The following is a 19199-nucleotide window of genomic DNA, read 5'->3' on the forward strand; positions in this document are numbered from 1 at the left end:
CCCTTGGGATGAGGGGGTGGTACCCGGTGGCCGCACAGCACAGCCGCCGGGTCCCTGGACCCGGCGGCTGTAAGGAGTCGACGGGTCAGCTCGCTACGCGTACGGCGAGCGCGTCACCGATCTCGTCGGTCGTGCGCGCGGGAGCCGTGGTGTCCCGCTCGGCGAGGTCGGCCGCGACGGCTTCCTCGATCCGGACGGCCTCGGCGTCGAAGCCGAGGTGACGCAGCAGCAGCGCGACGGAGAGGACCGTGGCCGTGGGATCGGCCTTGCCCTGGCCCGCGATGTCCGGCGCCGACCCGTGGACCGGCTCGAACATGGACGGGAACGTACGGTCCGGATTGATGTTCGCGGACGCGGCCAGACCGATACCGCCGGAGATGGCGGCGGCCAGGTCGGTGAGGATGTCACCGAAGAGGTTGTCGGTGACGATCACGTCGAAGCGCTCCGGCTGGGTGACGAAGAAGATCGTCGCGGCGTCGACATGCAGATAGTCGGTGGTGACGTCGGGGTACTCACGGCCGACACGGTCGAAGATGTTCTTCCACAGATGGCCCGCGTAGACGAGGACGTTGTTCTTGTGGACCAGCGTCAGCTTCTTGCGCGGACGGGCGTCCGCCCGGCGGTACGCGTCACGGACGACCCGCTCCACGCCGTACGCCGTATTGAGGCTCACTTCCGTGGCCACCTCGGCGGGCGTACCGGTGCGCAGCGAACCTCCGTTGCCCGTGTACGGGCCCTCCGTGCCCTCGCGGACGACGACGAAGTCGATGTCCGGGCGACCCGCCAGCGGTGTGGCCGTACGGGGGAAGAGCTTCGAGGGACGCAGATTCACATAGTGGTCGAAGGCGAAGCGCAGCTTGAGCAGCAGCCCGCGCTCCAGCACACCCGAGGGGACGGAGGGATCGCCGATCGCGCCGAGCAGGATCGCGTCATGGCCCTTGAGGGCCTCCAGCTCCGCGTCCGGGAGGGTCTCCCCGGTACGGTGCCAGCGGCCGGCGCCGAGGTCGTACTCCTTGGTCTCCAGCTTCACATCCTGAGGAAGGACGGACGTCAGGACCTTCAGGCCCTGGGCCACGACCTCCTGGCCGATGCCGTCACCGGGGATCACTGCGAGATTGATGCTGCGAGACATGACGGCACCCTACTCCGCGTCCCATCCCATGACATGGTGCGTCCATTCTGTGGACAGGCCATGTCTCGCAACGGGCCGCGGCCCATTCCTGCCACCGACCGGGGGCCGGCAGCACCGATCGCGGGACGCGGCAGCACCGGCCGCGAGGCGCGGCTCGTCACCGATTCGATGCCCAGGATCCACGCGAAAGCCACCCACCGGTGTCACGGTCTGTCCATGGATACCCCTCGTGTCGGGATCCCCGACCATCTCGCCGCCCGTATGACCATGCCGGAACAGCATGAGTATCTGCGTGGCCGGATCGGCCAGGCCGGCCGGATCGGCCGGCGCGGGCTGCTGAGGGGCGGCACGCTCCTCGCGGGCACGGTGGCCGGCGCGGGCCTGCTCGGCTCCAGCACGGGACCCGCCGGAGCCTCCGCGGACGCCGCCCTCACCGGACCGGGCCTTCTGACCTCCCCGGCCACCGCCCGGGTCGACGGATCGCTGGTGGCGCCCTTCGGCCGCCATCTCGCCTTCGGCTCCGACCCGAAGACCCGGATGACGGTCTCCTGGCAGGTGCCCTTCCCCGTCAGGAAGCCGTTCCTGCGGGTGGGACCGAAGCCCTGGGAGCTGAGCCGGCGGATCGAGGCGGAGGTACGGCCGCTGCACACCCCGTCCCTGGCGGCCGGACTGCCCGCGGTGGACCAGTACTACCTGCATGTGGCGCTGGAGCGGCTGCGCCCGGGGACCACGTACTACTACGGCGTGGGCCACGAGGGGTTCGACCCGGCCGACCCGCGCCGGCTGTCCGCCATCGGCACCTTCCGTACCGCGCCCGCCGGGGCACGCGCCGAGTCCTTCGTGTTCACCGCCTTCGGCGACCAGGGCGTCTCGTACGACGCGCTCGCCAACGACCAGGTGATCCTGGGCCAGAACCCGGCCTTCCATCTGCACGCGGGGGACCTCTGCTACGCGGACAGCAGCGGCCAGGGGGCCGCTTCCGACACCTATGACGCGCGGGTCTGGGACCAGTTCCTCGCCCAGACCGAGACCGTGGCCTCGCGGGTGCCGTGGATGGTGACCACCGGCAATCACGACATGGAGGCGTGGTACTCCCCCGAGGGCTACGGCGGCCAGAACGCGCGCTGGACCCTGCCGGGCGGCGGTCCCGACCCGGTGAAGGCGCCGGGTGTGTACTCCTTCGTCTACGGCAATGTGGGCGTGGTGGCCCTGGACGCCAACGATGTCTCCCACGAGATCCGCGCCAACACCGGCTATACGGACGGCGCCCAGACCCGCTGGCTGGACCGGCGCCTCGGCGAGCTGCGCGCGGACCGGGACATCGACTTCGTCGTGGTCTTCTTCCACCACTGCGCGTTCTCGACGACCAGCGCGCACGCCTCGGACGGCGGGGTGCGCGAGGCATGGGTGCCGCTCTTCGACAAGCACCGCGTCGATCTGGTCGTCAACGGCCACAACCACGTCTACGAGCGCACCGACGCCCTGCGCGGCGGCGCCACCGCCCGCCGGGTGGAGATCGGCGGATCCGTCAGCTCCGTACGGGACGGCATCGTGTATGTCACGGCGGGCGGCGCGGGCAAGGCCCTCTACAGCTTCCCGGTACCGGACAGCTATGAGGGCCGCCCGGCCGAGGTGGAGTCCGTCCCCTCCTACAGCTGGTCCCCGGACGGCGCCAAGACCCCGGAAACGGTGGAATGGTCCCGCGTCCGCTACACCGGCTTCTCGTTCCTCGCCGTCGAGGTGACAACCGGCCCCCGCCCGGAACTGAAGGTCACCGCCCTCGCCGAGAACGGCGAGCGCGTGGACCACTTCACGATCACCCATCGCTGACCGCCGCCGACGTGCCCCGGAGCCACGGATGACGGCGTAAAAAAGCCGCTCACCGGGCCCGCCTTGACCTCAAGTCAACTTGGGGTTCTACGGTGATCGCGTTCTGGCGATCACTCGATGGAGGCTCGGGACCATGACGATCAAGGAATACCCGCAGGACGAGCTGGCCGCACAGCCCATCGGCGCGTGGAGTGGCGAGGCGTACCGCCGGGTGGTCGGGGCTCTCCGTGAGCAGTTGGCGGTGGAGAACCTCACGCAGCCGCACTGGTGGACGCTCAACCATGTCGCGGGGGACCCGGGCAGCTGGACCCGTGCGACCCTGATCGAGCGCCTGACCAAGTACGACGACCTCGGGATCGACTTCGACGGTGTCTTCGACGACCTCGTCGCTCGGGGGTGGCTGACGGAGGACTCGGGGACGATGACTCTGACCGATGCCGGGGAGTCAGGGCGTGTCCGGGCCAGGGAACGCAACCTACGCGTCCATCAGCAGACGCACCAAGGCATCGACACGGCCGACTTCGTGACCACGATCAATGTCCTGCGCCGCATGGTCGCCAACCTGGGCGGCAACGGCGACCTGCCCGACTGAGACACACGTGGACGCCTCTACCCGCCCGACCCGCCCGACGCGTCCGGGACCGGACGCCGGGTGGTCAGTGGCCCGTCGCACCGCCGTTGTCGCGGCGGTCCAGGGCGCGCTGGAGCGCGGCGGCGGCGTTCTTGCGGTCGGACTCGCTCGTACGGGGAGTGTGACGGACGCGGCGGACTGTTGTCTCGGCCATGATGATCGACTCCTTGAGATAGCTGAGCACGCGGTGGGGTCGCATGAGGCATCTACGAGGCGCCGGAAGGGGCGGGGGGCGTGCGCCGCAGGGGTTGCCTGCTGGGGGCGCCGGCCCACGACCGCCATTCGCTGGATGGAGCGAGACGTTCGGCCCTTCCACGCTAAGCGAGGGGAGCCGCTCTGTCTCCATATTTACTCGGACTTCCTACTATCTGAGACGGCACCCCCTCCGACCTGCGGGTATTCGATCCGGTGTCCGAATCGATGTCCGGTTGGTCTCCGGGCACATCGCGGGCTCGGAGCACATCACCCTCGCTCCGGTCGAATGCCGCCACGCCCCTAACGCCGGAGGTCCCGTCCGACCGTCGCCGTTTCCACCCTGGGCGCGGGGGCACCCGGACCATCGGAGGTCAACCATGAACGCACGGACGGTGTCACTCGGCGGGCGGGGCAAGGCGCGGCAGGCGGCGAACAGTTCGGCCATGGACATGGCGGCCCGCTGGGGCTTCGCCGCGCGCGGGGTGCTGTATCTGCTCATCGGCGTGCTCGCTCTTCGGATCGCGTTCGGTGGCGGCGAGGGGAAACAGGCGGACCGGGGCGGAGCCCTGGCGGAGGTGGCGCAGCAGCCGATGGGCTCCGTCCTGCTCTGGGCCCTGGGGTTCGGACTGACGGGCATGGCGCTGTGGCGGCTCTCCGAGGCGCTCTTCGGCGCGGCCGGTCCGGACGGGCACAAGACGGGCAAGCGGCTGCTGTCGGCGGGGCGCGCCGTCTTCTACGGGTTCGTGGCCTACTCGGTGCTGGCGTTCGCCGCCGGGGACGCGGGCAGCGGCAGCGGCTCCAGTGACCAGCAGTCCCGGGACATCACGGCCAGGGCCCTGGAGATACCGGGCGGCCAGTGGATCGTGGGGATCGCGGGGGTCGGCATCGCGGGCGCGGGGGTGTGGATCGGCACCCGCGCGGCTCTGCGGAAATACCACAAGCATCTCAAGCTGAGCCGGATGTCCCGCCGGGAGAAGCGGTTCGCCGATGTCACCGGGGTGGCCGGCGGTGTCGCCCGGGGTGTGCTCTTCGCCGCGGTGGGGGTGTTCGTGGTGCGGGCGGCGGTCGCGTACGAACCGGACGAGGCCAAGGGCCTGGACGACACGCTGCGCTCCTTCGCCGGGACCCCGGTGGGTGCGTGGCTGCTGGGCGCGGTCGCGGCCGGTCTGGCGCTGTTCGGGATCTTCTCCTTCATGATGGCGCGGCGTCGCACCGTGTGAGTCGCGGGGGGAGTGAGGGGTGCCGTGTCCCCCTCACCCCCCTCGTCATGGAGCCGCCCCCGTGCCGACGAGGGGGGCGCCGGCACGGGGGCGGGATGGTGGGGGCGGAGCCGTCAGCCCATGTGCGGGTAGCGGTAGTCGGTCGGCGGGACCAGCGTCTCCTTGATGGAACGGGTCAGCGTCCACCGCATCAGGTTCTGCGGCGCGCCCGCCTTGTCGTTGGTGCCGGACGCCCGGCCGCCGCCGAAGGGCTGCTGGCCGACGACGGCGCCGGTCGACTTGTCGTTGATGTAGAAGTTGCCCGCCGCGTACCGCAGCTTCGCCATCGCGTCGGCCGCCGCCGCACGGTCGTTGGCGATGACCGAGCCGGTCAGCGCGTACGCCGAGACGGACTCCATCTGGGCGAGCACCGCCTCGTAGTCGGCGTCGTCGTAGACATGCACCGCGAGGATCGGTCCGAAGTACTCGGTCGTGAAGACCTCGTTCTCCGGGTCGGTGCACACGATGACGGTGGGCCGTACGAAGTAGCCGACGGAGTCGTCGTACGTACCGCCCGCGACGATCGTGCAGGTCGGGTCGGCGGCGGCGCGGTCGATGGCGGCCTTGTTCTTGGCGAAGGCGCGCTCGTCGATGACGGCCCCGATGAAGTTCGTCAGATCGGTGACATCGCCCATGGCGATCCCGTCGATCTCGGCCGCGAACTCGTCCTGGAAGCCGTCGTTCCAGATCGACGCCGGTACGTACGCGCGGGAGGAGGCCGAGCACTTCTGGCCCTGGTACTCGAAGGAGCCCCGGGTCAGCGCGGTCTTCAGGACGGCGCGGTCGGCGCTCGGGTGGGCGACGACGAAGTCCTTGCCGCCCGTCTCGCCGACGATGCGCGGGTAGGAGCGGTACTTCTCGATGTTCTCGCCGACGGTCTTCCACAGGTGCTGGAAGGTCCTGGTCGAGCCGGTGAAGTGGATACCGGCCAGGTCGGCGTGGTTCAGGGCCACCTCGGAGACGGCGATACCGTCCCCGGTCACCAGATTGATGACGCCCTTGGGCAGCCCGGCCTCCTCCAGCAGCTCCATCAGCAGCACGGCGGCCAGCGTCTGCGTCGGGGACGGCTTCCAGATCACGACATTGCCCATCAGCGCGGGCGCGGTGGGCAGGTTGCCCGCGATCGCGGTGAAGTTGAACGGTGTGATCGCGTAGACGAAGCCTTCGAGCGGGCGGTGGTCGAGCCGGTTCCAGACACCCGGCGAGTTGGCCACCGGCTGCTCGGCGAGCAGATCACGGGCGTACGCGACATTGAAGCGCCAGAAGTCGATCAGCTCGCAGGGCGCGTCGATCTCGGCCTGCTGCGCGGTCTTCGACTGGCCGAGCATGGTGGCGGCGGCGATCGTCTCGCGCCACGGACCCGCGAGCAGTTCGGCGGCGCGCAGGATGATCGCGGCGCGGTCGTCGAAGGCCGTGGCGCGCCAGCCGGGGGCCGCGGCCAGGGCGGCCTCGACCGCGTCCTCGGCATCCCGCCGGGTCGCGCCGGCGAAGGTGCCGAGCACGGCCCGGTGGTTGTGCGGCTGTACGACATCGACGCGTTCGCCGCCGCCCATCCGCTTCTCGCCGCCGATGGTCATCGGCAGGTCGACGGGATTCTCGGCCAGCTCCTTGAGCCTGACCTCCAGCCGGGCCCGCTCGGGGGAGCCGGGCGCGTAGCCGCGCACCGGCTCGTTGACCGGCACGGGAACCTGGGTCACAGCGTCCATGGTTGCCGAATCTCCTTCATCAGTAGGTCAGTTGGCAGTCGGGGGTTCAGCCGCGGCTGACCAGCGAACGCAGGAAGAACGCGAGGTTGGCGGGGCGCTCGGCGAGACGGCGCATGAAGTACCCGTACCAGTCGGTGCCGTACGCGATGTAGACACGCATCCGGTGTCCCTCGTCCGCGAGGCGGTTCTGCTCGGCCTCGCGGATGCCGTACAGCATCTGGAACTCGTACTCGTCGAGCTTGCGTCCCGCGCGGTGCGCGAGATCCTGGGCGATCGCGATGACACGCGGATCGTGGGAGCCGACCATCGGATAGCCCGAGCCGTCCATCAGGATCCTCAGACAGCGGACATAGGCCCGGTCGACCTCGGCCTTGTCCTGGTACGCGACGGAGGCCGGCTCCTTGTAGGCGCCCTTGACCAGCCGTACGCGCGAGCCCGCGGCGGCCAGCGCGCGGCAGTCGTCCTCGGTGCGGAAGAGATACGACTGCACGACGGCGCCGGTCTCCGGGAAGCGCTCCCGCAGCTCGGCGTGGATGGCGAGCGTCGAATCGATGGTGGTGTGGTCCTCCATGTCGAGGGTGACCGTGGTGCCGATCGCGGCGGCGGCCTCGACGACGGCGGTGACGTTCTTCAGGGCGAGGTCGTGTCCGCCGGGGAGCGCCTGGCCGAAGGAGGAGAGCTTGACCGACATCTCGGCGCGGGCGCCCAGTTCCAGCGGGGTGAGGGCCTCGATCAGCCGGAGGTAGGCGTCACGGGCGAGCAGCGCCTCGGCCGGATCGGTGATGTCCTCGCCGAGGACATCGAGCGTGACCTCAAGGCCGCGGCCGGCCATCGCCTCGATGACCGGGGCTGTCTCCTCGATCGACTCACCGGCGATGAAACGGTTCACCACGGGCTTGGTGACCGGCGCGGCCGAGACGGCGCGGCGCATTCTGTCGCTGCGCGAGGCGGCGAGGATCACGGGACCCAGCACAGGGCACCTCCATGGTGAGATCGAACAGGCCGGCGCGGAGCGGGCCGGGGGCCGGGACGGGGCGGACCGGACCGGATCCGTACGGCGCGGAGTACCACGGTGAAACCTAGGGATCGCTCCGATCCTCTGCCATCGACAGGTGTCACGCATCCGTGGCCAGGACCTCAGACACATGTCTGAAGGCGGTGCGAGAATGTCTGGATGAAGGGCGATTACCAGGAGCTGGTCGACGAGATCACGGCGCTGCTCGGCGTCCCCACGACGCTGGAGAACCGGGATTTCGGACTGATCGCCTTCGGCGCGCACGACAGTGACGACGACACGGCGATGGACCCGGTCAGGACGCGTTCGATCCTGACCCGGAAGTCCACACCGGCGGTGCGCGCGTGGTTCGAGGGTTTCGGTATCACCCGGGCGAGGGGTCCGGTCCGTATCCCGGCCGCTCCGGACGCGGGGGTCTTCCGCGGCCGGATCTGTCTGCCCGTGCGGCACCGGGGCGTGGTGCTGGGTTACGTATGGCTGCTCGACGACTCCGACCCGGGTCCGGGCGACTCCCGATTGGCGGCGGCCATGGAGGTGACGGCCCGGATCGGGGACCTCCTCGCCGAGGAGGCGAAGGCGGGCGCGGATCTGGCGCGCGAGCTGCGCGCCGCGCTCACGGCGGAGCGTGGCTGGCAGCGCGACATGGCCCTGGCCACGCTGCGCACGGCCCTGGGTCCGAGCGCGGACGGTCTGCATGTCCTGGTGTGCGTGGCCCCCTGGCGACTGGAGGAACCACGTCTGCGGGCGGTCCCGGGCACGGCGGCCCTGTGCGCGCTGCCATATCCGGACGGGGGCGCGGGGGCGGGCGTGGGGGCGGGGGCGTCTCCGGGCGGCGGGTCCGGCCGCTCCGGCGGGCGGCCCCGGAGCGACCAACCCGGTGGATCAGGCCGGTCGGGCGGCCCCGGCGGGCCGGGCCGTACGGACCGGGCCCTCGGGGCCGCTCGTACCTCGGGCGGCGAGCGGACGGGCCCGGTGCCCGACGGCCCGGCCGGCTCCGCCGCTCCGGCCGGACACCGGCCGCAGGAAGGCACGGCCGACCGGACGACGCGGACCGCGGGGCCGGCGGGACCGGTGCTGTCGAGCGGGGCGGCGGCCGACGGGCGGCGGACGACGGACGGGCGGCGCGAGGCTCGGGCGGTGGTCGGCGGCGGGCCGGCGGGCCGTGCGGCGGAGTCCGGCGAAGTGGCCGGATGGACGGGCGGCGGCTCCAGCGGGTCCGGCGGCTCCGGCGAGGTGACGGGTCCGGGCGAGGAGAGTGCCCCGGAGGCGGTGGCACTCCTCGTACGGCTCCGCTCGGGGGACGCGCTCGCGCCGGTGCTCGCGGCCGTCACCCGGCTCTGCGAGAGCGCGGGCCCCGCGGTCGCCGCCGGCGCCTGCGCCCCGCGCCGGGGGCTGGCCGAGCTGCCCGAGGCCTGGCGGGAGGCGGTCGCGGCGGCCCGCGCGGCCCTGGCCGAGCCCCGTTTCGGTCCGGTGGCGGAGTGGTCCGCGATCGGCCCGTACCGTCTGCTCACCGCGCTTCCCCCCGGCCCCGACCCCGCGGTCCGCCCCCTGCTGGCCCCGGCCCACGCCGAACTCGCCCGTACCGCCGAGGTGTTCCTCGACCACGCGGGCCAGGCGGGCCGTACCGCCTCCGCCCTCGGTATCCACCGCCAGACGCTCTACTACCGCCTGTCCCGCATCGAACAGCTCACCGGTCTCGACCTGGACTCCGGCGAGGACCGCCTGCTCCTCCACATGGCCCTGAAGGCGGCCCGGCTCTGAAGCCCTCGTAGGGTCTGTCCGTTCGAGTGGGCCCAAGTGGGCGCGGCCGGAGGGCCGTTCAGGGGAGGGGACGTACATGAGTGACGCGAAGCCGGGGGACAGTTCATGGGCGCTGACCGACGAGGAGGGCGGGGCGCTGTCGGCCCGCTGGTGGAAGTGGGCGCTGTCGGCGCCTGAAAGACGCAGCCCGGTCGCGGATGTGACCGGCGTGCACGCGGGCTGGAAACAGCCGAAGGATCTGTGGTTTCTCGCCGGGACGTACGGCGGCCGGGTCGAGCGGCGGTGCGATGTGCCCACCGACCGGCCGCTCTTCTTCCCCGTTCTCAACATCCAGCACGCGCATCTGTATTCACGGGTGCCGCTGACCCTGCCGGTGGCGCGGGCGGAGGCGTATCTGAACGGCGCACCGCTCCCCCTGCGGGAGTTCACCGCGCCACCGTTCTGGGCGACACTGATCCGCCGCAGCGCCTGGGGTATCTGGGCGGGTGTCGCGCCCCTGGCCCCGGGACAGTATGTGCTGGAGATCAAGGCGGACACCGGGCACGGCTTCTGGGTCGACACGACCTACCACCTCAGAGCCACGGACCTCTGAGTCACGGACCTCTGAGTCACGGACCTCTGAGCACAGCGCGAAGAGGCACAGCCCGGACAGACACAGCACGAAGGGCCCGGCGGAAACCGGGCCCTTCCTCTGCTTCGGGTCAGTCGGTCAGATTCACCGAGCGGGCCGACGTCGCGCCGATCTCCTCCGCGATCTCGGTGAGCACGGCCTGCGGCACGGTGCCGTCGACGGTGAGCACGACCAGCGCCTCGCCGCCCTCCTCCACCCGGGAGACCTGCATCCCCGCGATGTTCTGCCCGGCCTCGCCGAGGATCCGGCCGACCGTGCCGACCACGCCGGGACGGTCCTCATAGCGCAGGACGACCATATGATCGGCCAGCGCCAGATCGATGTCGTAGTCGCCGATCGCGACGATCTTCTGGAGGTGCTTGGGACCCGCCAGCGTGCCGGAGACCGAGACCTCCTCGCCGCCGGAGAGCGTGCCGCGCACCGTCACCACATTGCGGTGGTTCGGGGACTCGCTCGATGTCGTGAGCCGGACCTCGACACCGCGCTCCTGCGCGAAGAGCGGAGCGTTCACATAGGACACCGTCTCGGCGACGACATCCTCGAACACGCCCTTGAGCGCGGAGAGTTCGAGCACCTTCACATCGTGCTGGGTGATCTCGCCGTACACCTCGACATCGAGCCGGACCGCGACCTCGCCCGCCAGCGCGGTGAAGATACGGCCGAGCTTCTCGGCGAGCGGCAGCCCCGGCCTGACGTCCTCGGCGATGACCCCGCCCTGGACATTGACCGCGTCCGGCACCAGCTCACCGGCGAGCGCGAGCCGTACGGACCTGGCGACCGCGATACCGGCCTTCTCCTGCGCCTCGTCGGTGGACGCGCCGAGGTGCGGGGTGGAGACGACCTGGTCGAACTGGAAGAGCGGGGAGTCCGTGCAGGGCTCCTTCGCGTACACGTCCAGACCGGCGCCGGCGACCCGGCCCTCCTTGAGCGCGGAGGCCAGCGCCTCCTCGTCCACGATCCCGCCGCGCGCGGCGTTCACGATCCGTACCGTCGGCTTCACCTTGTGCAGTGCCTCGTCGCCGATCAGACCCAGTGTCTCGGGGGTCTTGGGCAGATGCACGGTGATGAAGTCCGACACCTCGAGCAGCTCGTCCAGCGTCAGCAGCTTGACACCCATCTGGGCGGCACGGGCGGGCTGTACATAGGGGTCGTACGCGACGATCTTCATTCCGAAGGCGGACATGCGCTGGGCGACCAGCACCCCGATCCGGCCCAGGCCCACCACACCGAGCGTCTTCTCGCTCAGCTCGACGCCCGTGTACTTGGAGCGCTTCCACTCGCCGTTCTTCAGGGCGGCGTTCGCCTGCGGGATATTGCGCGCGGTGGCGACCAGCAGTCCGCAGGCCAGCTCGGCGGCGGTGACGATATTGGAGGTCGGCGCGTTGACGACCATCACGCCGGCCTTGGTGGCGGCGGAGACATCGACATTGTCGAGACCGACCCCGGCGCGGGCGACCACCCTGAGCTTCGGGGCCGCGGCGACGGCCTCGGCGTCGACCTTGGTCGCGGAACGGACGAGAATGGCGTCCACATCGGCGATGGCGGGCAGCAGCTCCGCGCGGTCGGCGCCGTTGCAGTGCCGGATCTCGAAGTCCGGACCGAGCGCGTCGACAGTGGCGGGCGAAAGCTCTTCGGCGATGAGTACGACAGGTTTCGAGCTCACGTGAGTCCTCACAAGTCCCATTGCGGACGGCCGTCCCGACGGCCGCAGGCGGTGGAGGGGTCCTAGGGCGTGCCCGGTCGGACAGGACAGAACCTAGCCGCGTGGAAGACGCACAACGCTGTGGGCCTGACGCGTATGTGTTGAGCAGTGTAGTGCTGTCACGGGGCGGGTGATCCGCCCGAGCGACAGGATCACTCATACGTGCGATCCGGCGTCCGCGTACGACACGGCGTCGTACGATCCGGCGTCGCGGTCCCGCGTCCAGGTCCCGCGTCCAGGTTCCCCGTAGCGGTCCCGCGTCGCGGTCCCGCGTCGCGGTCCCGCGTCGTGCCTGCGGGGGCGGCCCCGGCCCGGACGGACCGGGGCCGCCCCCGCGCGGTGTCACGCGTCGTCGTTGTCGACCCAGCTCATGAGCTTGCGCAGCTCGGCGCCGGTGGTCGCCAGCAGGCTGTCGCTGTCGGCCTTCTTGTACTCGTTGTACTTCTTCAGACCGCCGTGGTACTCGTCCATCCAGTTCTTGGCGAACGTACCGTCCTGGATCTCGCCCAGGATCTTCTTCATCTCGGCCTTGGTCTGGTCGTTGATGATGCGCGGGCCGCTGACGTAGTCGCCCCACTCGGCGGTCTCGGAGACCGACCAGCGCATCTTCTCCAGGCCGCCCTCGTACATCAGGTCCACGATCAGCTTCAGCTCGTGGAGGCACTCGAAGTACGCGATCTCCGGCTGGTAGCCGGCCTCGGTCAGCGTCTCGAAGCCCGCTTTGACCAGCGCGGCCGTACCACCGCAGAGCACGGCCTGCTCACCGAACAGGTCGGTCTCGGTCTCCTCTTTGAAAGTTGTCTTGATGACGCCGGCCCGGGTGCCGCCGATGCCCTTCGCGTACGAGAGGGCCAGCGCGAAGGCACCGCCGGTGGCGTCCTGCTCCACGGCGGCGATACACGGAACGCCGCGGCCCTCCTCGTACTGGCGGCGCACCAGGTGGCCGGGGCCCTTGGGAGCGACCATCGCGACATCGACATTGGCCGGCGGCTTGATGAAGCCGTAGCGGATGTTGAGGCCATGGCCGAAGAACAGCGCGTCGCCGTCCTTCAGATTGTCCTTGATGGACTTCTCGTAGACCTCGCCCTGGATCGGGTCCGGCACCAGGATCATGATGACGTCGGCCTCGGCGGCGGCCTCGGCGGGCGTCACCACGCGCAGGCCCTGCTCCTCGGCCTTGACCTTGGACTTGGAGCCCTCGTGCAGACCGACCCGGACATCGACACCCGAGTCACGGAGCGACAGCGCGTGGGCGTGGCCCTGGCTGCCGTAACCGATGACCGCGACCTTGCGGTTCTGGATGATGGACAGGTCGGCATCGTCGTCGTAGAACAGCTCGGCCACTGGGTCTTCTCCTTGGTGTGCACTTCTGTGAATTCGCAGCTTGTCGTGTGATGCGCAGCTTGCGTCCCACCGTACGGCGGGGCGGGTGGGGACGGCCTTCCGGTCTCGCCATACGAACCGGAACCGGACCCGGGTTGACAGAGACGGGCGGGCGCGGAGGGGCGCGGACGTGCCGGGGCCTGCCCGGCACGGGCCGGGCGGGGCCCAGGTCCTGTCGGCCTACGCGCTGCGGTCGAGCGCCCGCAGGCTGCGGTCCGTGATGGACCGCGCGCCACGCCCTATGGCGATCGTCCCGGACTGCACCAGCTCCTTGATGCCGAACTGCTCCAGCATCTTGAGCATGGCGTCGAGCTTGTCACTCGATCCGGTGGCCTCGATCGTGACGGCCTCGGGTGAGACGTCGACGGTCTTGGCACGGAAGAGCTGGACGATCTCGACGATCTGGGAGCGGGTCTCGTTGTCGGCGCGGACCTTCACCAGGACGAGCTCGCGCTGGATCGCGGCGCCGGGCTCGAGTTCGACGATCTTCAGGACGTTCACCAGCTTGTTGAGCTGCTTCGTCACCTGCTCCAGGGGCAGTTCCTCGACATTGACCACGATGGTGATGCGGGAGATGTCGGGGTGTTCGGTGACACCGACGGCGAGGGAGTCGATGTTGAAGCCGCGGCGGGAGAACAGGGCGGCGATCCTGGCGAGGATGCCGGGGGTGTTCTCCACCAGAACGGAGAGCGTGTGCCTGGTCATGTGTCGGTCTCTTCTCTCGTGCTCTCGGTCTCTCGGGCTCTCGTTCCCGGCTCAGTCGTCTTCGTTGTCGCCGAAGTCGGGGCGGACGCCCAGGGCGGCCATGACCTCGTCGTTGGACGTGCCTGCGGCGACCATCGGCCACACCTGGGCGTCCTCGTGGACGATGAAGTCGACCACGACCGGGCGGTCGTTGATCGCGTTCGCCTTGGCGATGACCGCGTCCAGCTCGTCGGGCGACTCGCAGCGCATCGCGACACAGCCCATGGCCTCGGAGAGCTTGACGAAGTCGGGGACACGGGTGCCGCCGCTGGGGCCGCCGTCCGCGTCCTGGCCCGAGTGCAGCACGGTGTTCGAATAGCGCTGGTTGTAGAAGAGGGCCTGCCACTGGCGGACCATGCCCAGCGCGCCGTTGTTGATGATCGCGACCTTGATCGGGATGTTGTTGAGCGCGCAGGTGGTCAGTTCCTGGTTGGTCATCTGGAAGCAGCCGTCGCCGTCGATCGCCCAGACCGTACGGCCGGGCTGCCCGGCCTTGGCGCCCATGGCGGCCGGGACGGCGTAGCCCATGGTCCCCGCGCCGCCCGAGTTCAGCCAGGTGGCGGGCTTCTCGTACTCGATGAAGTGGGCGGCCCACATCTGGTGCTGGCCGACGCCCGCGGCGTAGATGGTGTCCTCCGGGGCGAGCTGCCCGATCCGCTGGATGACCTGCTGCGGGGAGAGACTGCCGTCCTCGGGCAGGTCGTAGCCGAGGGGATAGGTCTCGCGCCAGCGGTTGAGATCCGTCCACCAGGCGCTGTAGTCCCCCACCCGCCCCTCGGTGTGCTCGGCCTGGACCGCCTGGACCAGATCGGCGAGGACCTCGCGCGCGTCACCGACGATCGGCACGTCGGCGGTGCGGTTCTTGCCGATCTCGGCCGGGTCGATATCGGCGTGGACGATCTTGGCGTAGGGCGCGAAGCTGTCGAGCTTGCCGGTGACGCGGTCGTCGAAGCGGGCGCCGAGGGCGATGATCAGATCGGCCTTCTGGAGCGCGGTGACGGCGGTGACCGAACCGTGCATGCCTGGCATCCCCACATGCAGCGGGTGGCTGTCGGGGAAGGAGCCCAGCGCCATCAGGGTGGTGGTGACGGGGGCGCCGGTCAGCTCGGCGAGGACCTTCAGCTCGGCGGTCGCGCCGGCCTTGATGACTCCGCCGCCGACATAGAGCACCGGCCGCCTGGCCTGGGTGATCAGCTTGGCGGCCTCACGGATCTGCTTGGCGTGCGGCTTGGTCACCGGGCGGTAGCCGGGCAGGTCGTGGGTGGGCGGCCAGGAGAAGGTCGTACGGGCCTGGAGCGCGTCCTTGGCGATATCGACCAGGACCGGACCCGGGCGGCCCGTGGAGGCGATGTGGAAGGCCTCCGCGATGGTGCGCGGGATGTCCTCGGCCTTGGTGACCAGGAAGTTGTGCTTGGTGATCGGCATGGTGATGCCGCAGATGTCCGCCTCCTGGAAGGCGTCCGTACCGATGGCCTTGCTGGCCACCTGGCCGGTGATCGCGACCAGCGGCACGGAGTCCATGTGCGCGTCGGCGATCGGGGTGACCAGATTGGTGGCGCCGGGGCCCGAAGTGGCCATGCAGACACCGACCTTGCCGGTGGCCTGGGCGTAACCGGTGGCCGCGTGGCCCGCTCCCTGCTCATGGCGGACCAGGATGTGCCGGACCCGGGTGGAGTCCATCATCGGGTCGTACGCGGGGAGGATCGCGCCGCCGGGGATGCCGAATACCGTGTCGGCGCCCACTTCCTCGAGCGAACGGATGAGGGACTGCGCTCCCGTGACGTGCTCGACGGGGGCGGACGACGATCCGCCGTTACGGGCCCGCGGCTGCGGATGGTGGGCCCCGGTGGCCTGCTCGGTCATCGGCATTCTCTTCTCGAAGCTGAGGGTTTTTGCGAGGTTTGTGGTGTGCCGGTGCAACAAAAAACCCCTCGTGCCGTGAGGCAAGCGAGGGGAGCGCGTCGGTGCGGACTGCAGAGCGGGTGCCGGGCTCTGCCTCAACCGACGCGCTGTCCAAGTACGAGAATTCGGGTGCGCATGGCAGAGACAATCCCTCCGGCGCGCCCTGACTGTCAAGCCGGTGGGACGGGAGTCTCATTATTTGAGCGGATCGAGCGGACGCGGGATCCGGTCGGAAACCTGCTGGCGCGGGTGTCCCAACGGCAGCGCGCCGCCGGTCAGGACGGGCAGGACGGCGCCGCCCGGCAGGGTGTACGCGCCGCCCACCAGGGCCCGGCGCAGCCGGTACTCGTCGAGCGGCCCGGAGAAGGCCATCCCCTGGCCGTGGGTGCATCCCATGGCGCGCAGCGCGAGCACCTGCTCGGGTACGTCCAGACCGTCGGCCACCGACTGCATCCCCAGATCACCGGCGATCCGCAGCAGCCCCGCGGTGATCTTGTGCAGCCGGGCGGACTCCACGACCCCCTCCACCAGACCGCGGTCCAGTTTCAGTACGTCGACGGGGAGCCGCCGCAGTGCGTTTATCGCCGCGTAACCGCTGCCGAAGCCGTCGAGCGCGATCCGTACCCCGAGCCGGCGCAGCGCGACGAGACGGTGCTCCAGCTCGTCCAGGGAGGCGCGCGGGTCGGTGTCGGCCAGCTCGATCACCAGGGCCCCGGAGGGCAGTCCATGACGGGTCAGCAGTGCCTCGATGGAGCCGAGCGGCATGGACCGGTCGAGCAGTCTGCGGGCCGGGAGCCGGACCGCCACCGGCACGGCATGCCCCGTCCTGGTGCGCTCCGCGGCCTGTGAGACGGCTTCTTCGAGCAGCCAGCGGCCGAGCTCCGCGGTGCGGTCGCTGTCGTCGGCGACCCGCAGGAACTCGGCCGGGGTGAAGAGGATGCCCTGGGCCGAGCGCCAGCGGGCCTGGGCGGCGACGGAGGAGACCCGGCCGGTGGCGAGATGCACCACGGGCTGGTGGAGCAGGGCGAACTCGCCGTCGTGGAGCGCGGAGCGCAGCCGGGCGGCCAGCTCCGTCCTGCGGACGACCTCGGCCTGCATCTGGGGCGCGTACAGCTCGACGCGGTCCTTGCCGCCCGCCTTGGCGCGGTACATGGCGAGGTCGGCGTTGCGCATCAGATCGGTGGGGGTTATACCGGGCTCGGCGAAGGCGACCCCGATGGAGGCGGCGACCCGGACATCGTTGCCGTCGATGCGGTACGGCTGGGAGAGCTTGAGCCGGAGCCGGTCGGCGATCTCGTGGACCTGGTACTCCCGGGCCCGCTGGTCACCGCCTCCGTCACCGAGGACGATCGCCGCGAATTCGTCCCCGCCGAGCCGGGCGGCGGTGTCCCCGGCCCGTACCGAGTCCTGGAGCCGGTGCGCGGCGAGGATCAGCAGCTCGTCCCCGGCCTGATGGCCCAGACGGTCGTTGACGCCCTTGAAGCCGTCGAGGTCGATGAAGAGCACGGCGGTGCCGGGATCGGTCGTACGGCGGCCGGAGAGGGCCTGGCGCACGCGCTCGGTGAACAGGGCCCGGTTGGGCAGATCGGTCAGCGGGTCGTGCTCGGCGTTGTGCTGCAACTGCGCCTGGAGGCGCACCCGTTCGGTGACATCCCGGCTGTTGAAGATCAGCCCGCCCTGGTGGCGGTTGACGGTGGACTCCACATTGAGCCAGTCGCCGGCGCCGGACCTGAAGCGGCACTCGATCCGGGTGGTGGGCTCCTCGGAGGGCGGAGCGGCCAGGAACCGCCGCACTTCGTGGACGACCCGGCCGAGATCGTCCGGGTGGATGATCGAGGCCAGCTCGGCGCCGACGAGATCCTCGGCCTCGCGTCCGTACACACCCGCCGCGGCGGGGCTGACATAGCGCAGTATGCCGGAGGGCGCGGCGATCATGATCACATCGCTGGATCCCTGGACCAGGGAGCGGAAGTGGTTCTCCGTCTGGGCCAGTTCCTGGGTGAGGGCGATGTTGTCGACGAGCATGATGCCCTGGCGCACGACGAGGGCGAGCACGACCGTGCAGCCGGTGAGGACCACCACCCGGTCGACCTGGCGGCCCTCGATGACGTTGTAGAGGATCCCCAGGGTGCAGACGGCCGCGGCGAGATACGGGGTGATCGCGGCCAGCGAGCCCGCGATCGGATGGCCGGAGGGGCGGCTCTGCCGGCTCTGGCGCGGATGCGGAACGCTCTCGGCGGCCCGGCGCACACCCCAGGGCGCGTAGGCGAGGAGCAGCGAGCCCGCGAACCAGCCGGCGTCCAGGAGCTGGCCGGAGCGATAGGTCTCGCGCAGGAGCGGCGAGGTGAACAGGGCGTCGCACAGGACCGTCAGGGCGAGTGCGGCGATCGCGGTGTTCACCGCGGAGCGGCTGCCGGTGACCCGCCGGAAGTGGAGGGCCAGGACCATGCTGACGAGGACGATGTCGAGCAGCGGATAGGCGAGGGAGAGGGCGGCCTGGGTCACGCTCTCGCCCCTGACCTGTGTGGTGCGCGCGAGGGCCAGGCTCCAGGAGAGGGTGAGCAGCGAGCCGCCGATCAGCCAGGAGTCGAGCGCGAGACAGACCCAGCCGGCCCTGCTGACCGGACGTTTGGCGAGGACGAGCAGGCCCACGATGGCGGGCGGCGCGAAGCAGAGGAAGAAGAGATCGGCGAGGGAGGGGCTGGGCACGGGCTTGTCCAGGATCACTTCGTACCAGCCCCAGACCGCGTTTCCGCCGGAGGCCATCGCCGAGGAGAACGAGAACAGCAGCCAGGCCGGGCGGAACGGGCCGCGACGGACACGTGCGTAGAAGAAGCAGGAGACGGCGGCGATCATGGCGGCGAGACTCAGCCCGAAATCGCCCATGAAAAGGGCCAGTTTCTCCGAACCCCAGCCGAGCGCGGCCCCTGCCGCGTACCCTCCGCAGATCAGCGCGAGGAGAAGCTGGGCCAGCAGCCCCGTGCCGCTGCCGGGGAGCACCCGCCGGCGGAGGACCACGCCCTCGGCGCTCACCGGAGCGTCCCTGAGGTCTTCGCTGTCACCGCCGACGGGGCCGGCGTGCGCACCGGGATGTCCGGAGGTCGCCGTCGGCGTCCCTGCCGCGTCGGATCGTTGGTCCATTGGCCGTGCATCGCCCGTCGCCCCCCTCGGATTCTGATCGCTCCGCCGTGCCGCCCCAGGCGTGGTGCGGCCCCCAGATCGGGACGATACACCAGTCTCGTCACTCAGGGACATAGTTCTTCTACTCTCCGTGACGACCAGGGCGGTTGTCAGCCACGAAGGTGTCC

Annotated in this window: 14 protein-coding genes; 5 read left to right on the top strand and 9 right to left on the bottom strand. The window is 70.4% G+C overall.

All coding sequences use genetic code 11. The features are described from left to right. Positions 1-85 precede the first annotated feature (85 nt). Positions 86-1132 (bottom strand): 3-isopropylmalate dehydrogenase, encoded by a 1047-nt coding sequence (locus OG214_RS11320; protein ID WP_363083460.1) that lies wholly within the window; start codon positions 1130-1132, stop codon positions 86-88. A 216-nt stretch (positions 1133-1348) separates the two neighbouring features. Here OG214_RS11320 and OG214_RS11325 point away from each other — a divergent pair, with 216 nt between their 5' ends. After that, the gene (locus tag OG214_RS11325) at positions 1349-2962 is read left to right on the top strand and encodes a purple acid phosphatase family protein (RefSeq protein ID WP_405984662.1); all 1614 of its coding nucleotides are present in this window, start codon (positions 1349-1351) and stop codon (positions 2960-2962) included. 133 nt (positions 2963-3095) lie between these two features. Beyond that, a complete protein-coding gene (locus OG214_RS11330) occupies positions 3096-3554 on the top strand; it encodes a MarR family transcriptional regulator (RefSeq protein ID WP_405984663.1) in 459 nt (152 codons plus the stop codon). Positions 3555-3618: 64 nt separating this feature from the next. Here OG214_RS11330 and OG214_RS11335 read toward each other — a convergent pair whose 3' ends face one another. Then, positions 3619-3792: a hypothetical protein gene (locus OG214_RS11335; RefSeq protein ID WP_363083467.1), complete on the bottom strand. Its 174-nt coding sequence runs from the start codon at positions 3790-3792 to the stop codon at positions 3619-3621. A 373-nt stretch (positions 3793-4165) separates the two neighbouring features. Between OG214_RS11335 and OG214_RS11340 the strand changes: the two genes are divergently transcribed. Next, positions 4166-5008, top strand: coding sequence for a DUF1206 domain-containing protein (locus tag OG214_RS11340; protein ID WP_405984664.1), 843 nt, complete (start codon positions 4166-4168; stop codon positions 5006-5008). Between the two features lie 113 nt (positions 5009-5121). Here OG214_RS11340 and pruA read toward each other — a convergent pair whose 3' ends face one another. After that, positions 5122-6753, bottom strand: coding sequence for an L-glutamate gamma-semialdehyde dehydrogenase (gene pruA / locus OG214_RS11345; RefSeq protein ID WP_405984665.1), 1632 nt, complete (start codon positions 6751-6753; stop codon positions 5122-5124). 46 nt (positions 6754-6799) lie between these two features. Further along, the gene (locus OG214_RS11350; RefSeq protein ID WP_363085270.1) at positions 6800-7726 is read right to left on the bottom strand and encodes a proline dehydrogenase family protein; all 927 of its coding nucleotides are present in this window, start codon (positions 7724-7726) and stop codon (positions 6800-6802) included. Positions 7727-8410: 684 nt separating this feature from the next. On the opposite strand from OG214_RS11350, the gene OG214_RS11355 reads away from it, so the two are divergent. Together OG214_RS11355 and OG214_RS11360 are read left to right on the top strand one after the other, a co-directional pair. Then, positions 8411-9529 carry a PucR family transcriptional regulator gene (locus tag OG214_RS11355; RefSeq protein WP_405987474.1) on the top strand — a complete coding sequence of 373 codons (1119 nt, stop codon included), beginning with the start codon at positions 8411-8413 and terminating at the stop codon, positions 9527-9529. 76 nt (positions 9530-9605) lie between these two features. Next, the gene (locus OG214_RS11360; RefSeq protein WP_363085268.1) at positions 9606-10121 is read left to right on the top strand and encodes a hypothetical protein; all 516 of its coding nucleotides are present in this window, start codon (positions 9606-9608) and stop codon (positions 10119-10121) included. A 109-nt stretch (positions 10122-10230) separates the two neighbouring features. Here the strand turns inward: OG214_RS11360 and serA are convergent, their stop codons facing one another. From serA to OG214_RS11385, 5 genes are all read right to left on the bottom strand, one after another. Next, positions 10231-11823, bottom strand: coding sequence for a phosphoglycerate dehydrogenase (gene serA, locus OG214_RS11365; protein ID WP_363085267.1), 1593 nt, complete (start codon positions 11821-11823; stop codon positions 10231-10233). Between the two features lie 381 nt (positions 11824-12204). After that, on the bottom strand, positions 12205-13239 hold the full coding sequence (gene ilvC, locus OG214_RS11370) for a ketol-acid reductoisomerase (RefSeq protein ID WP_363084197.1): 1035 nt from the start codon (positions 13237-13239) through the stop codon (positions 12205-12207). Between the two features lie 186 nt (positions 13240-13425). Then, on the bottom strand, positions 13426-13950 hold the full coding sequence (gene ilvN, locus OG214_RS11375) for an acetolactate synthase small subunit (RefSeq protein ID WP_066945691.1): 525 nt from the start codon (positions 13948-13950) through the stop codon (positions 13426-13428). A gap of 51 nt (positions 13951-14001) precedes the next feature. Beyond that, complete coding sequence (locus OG214_RS11380; RefSeq protein WP_405984666.1) at positions 14002-15852, bottom strand: acetolactate synthase large subunit; 1851 nt, start codon at positions 15850-15852, stop codon at positions 14002-14004. A 234-nt stretch (positions 15853-16086) separates the two neighbouring features. Next, on the bottom strand, positions 16087-18924 hold the full coding sequence (locus tag OG214_RS11385; protein ID WP_363084198.1) for an EAL domain-containing protein: 2838 nt from the start codon (positions 18922-18924) through the stop codon (positions 16087-16089). Between the last annotated feature and the right edge of the window lie 275 nt (positions 18925-19199).

The sequence above is a fragment of the Streptomyces sp. NBC_00872 genome, assembly GCF_045161915.1.
Classification (GTDB): Bacteria; Actinomycetota; Actinomycetes; order Streptomycetales; family Streptomycetaceae; genus Streptomyces.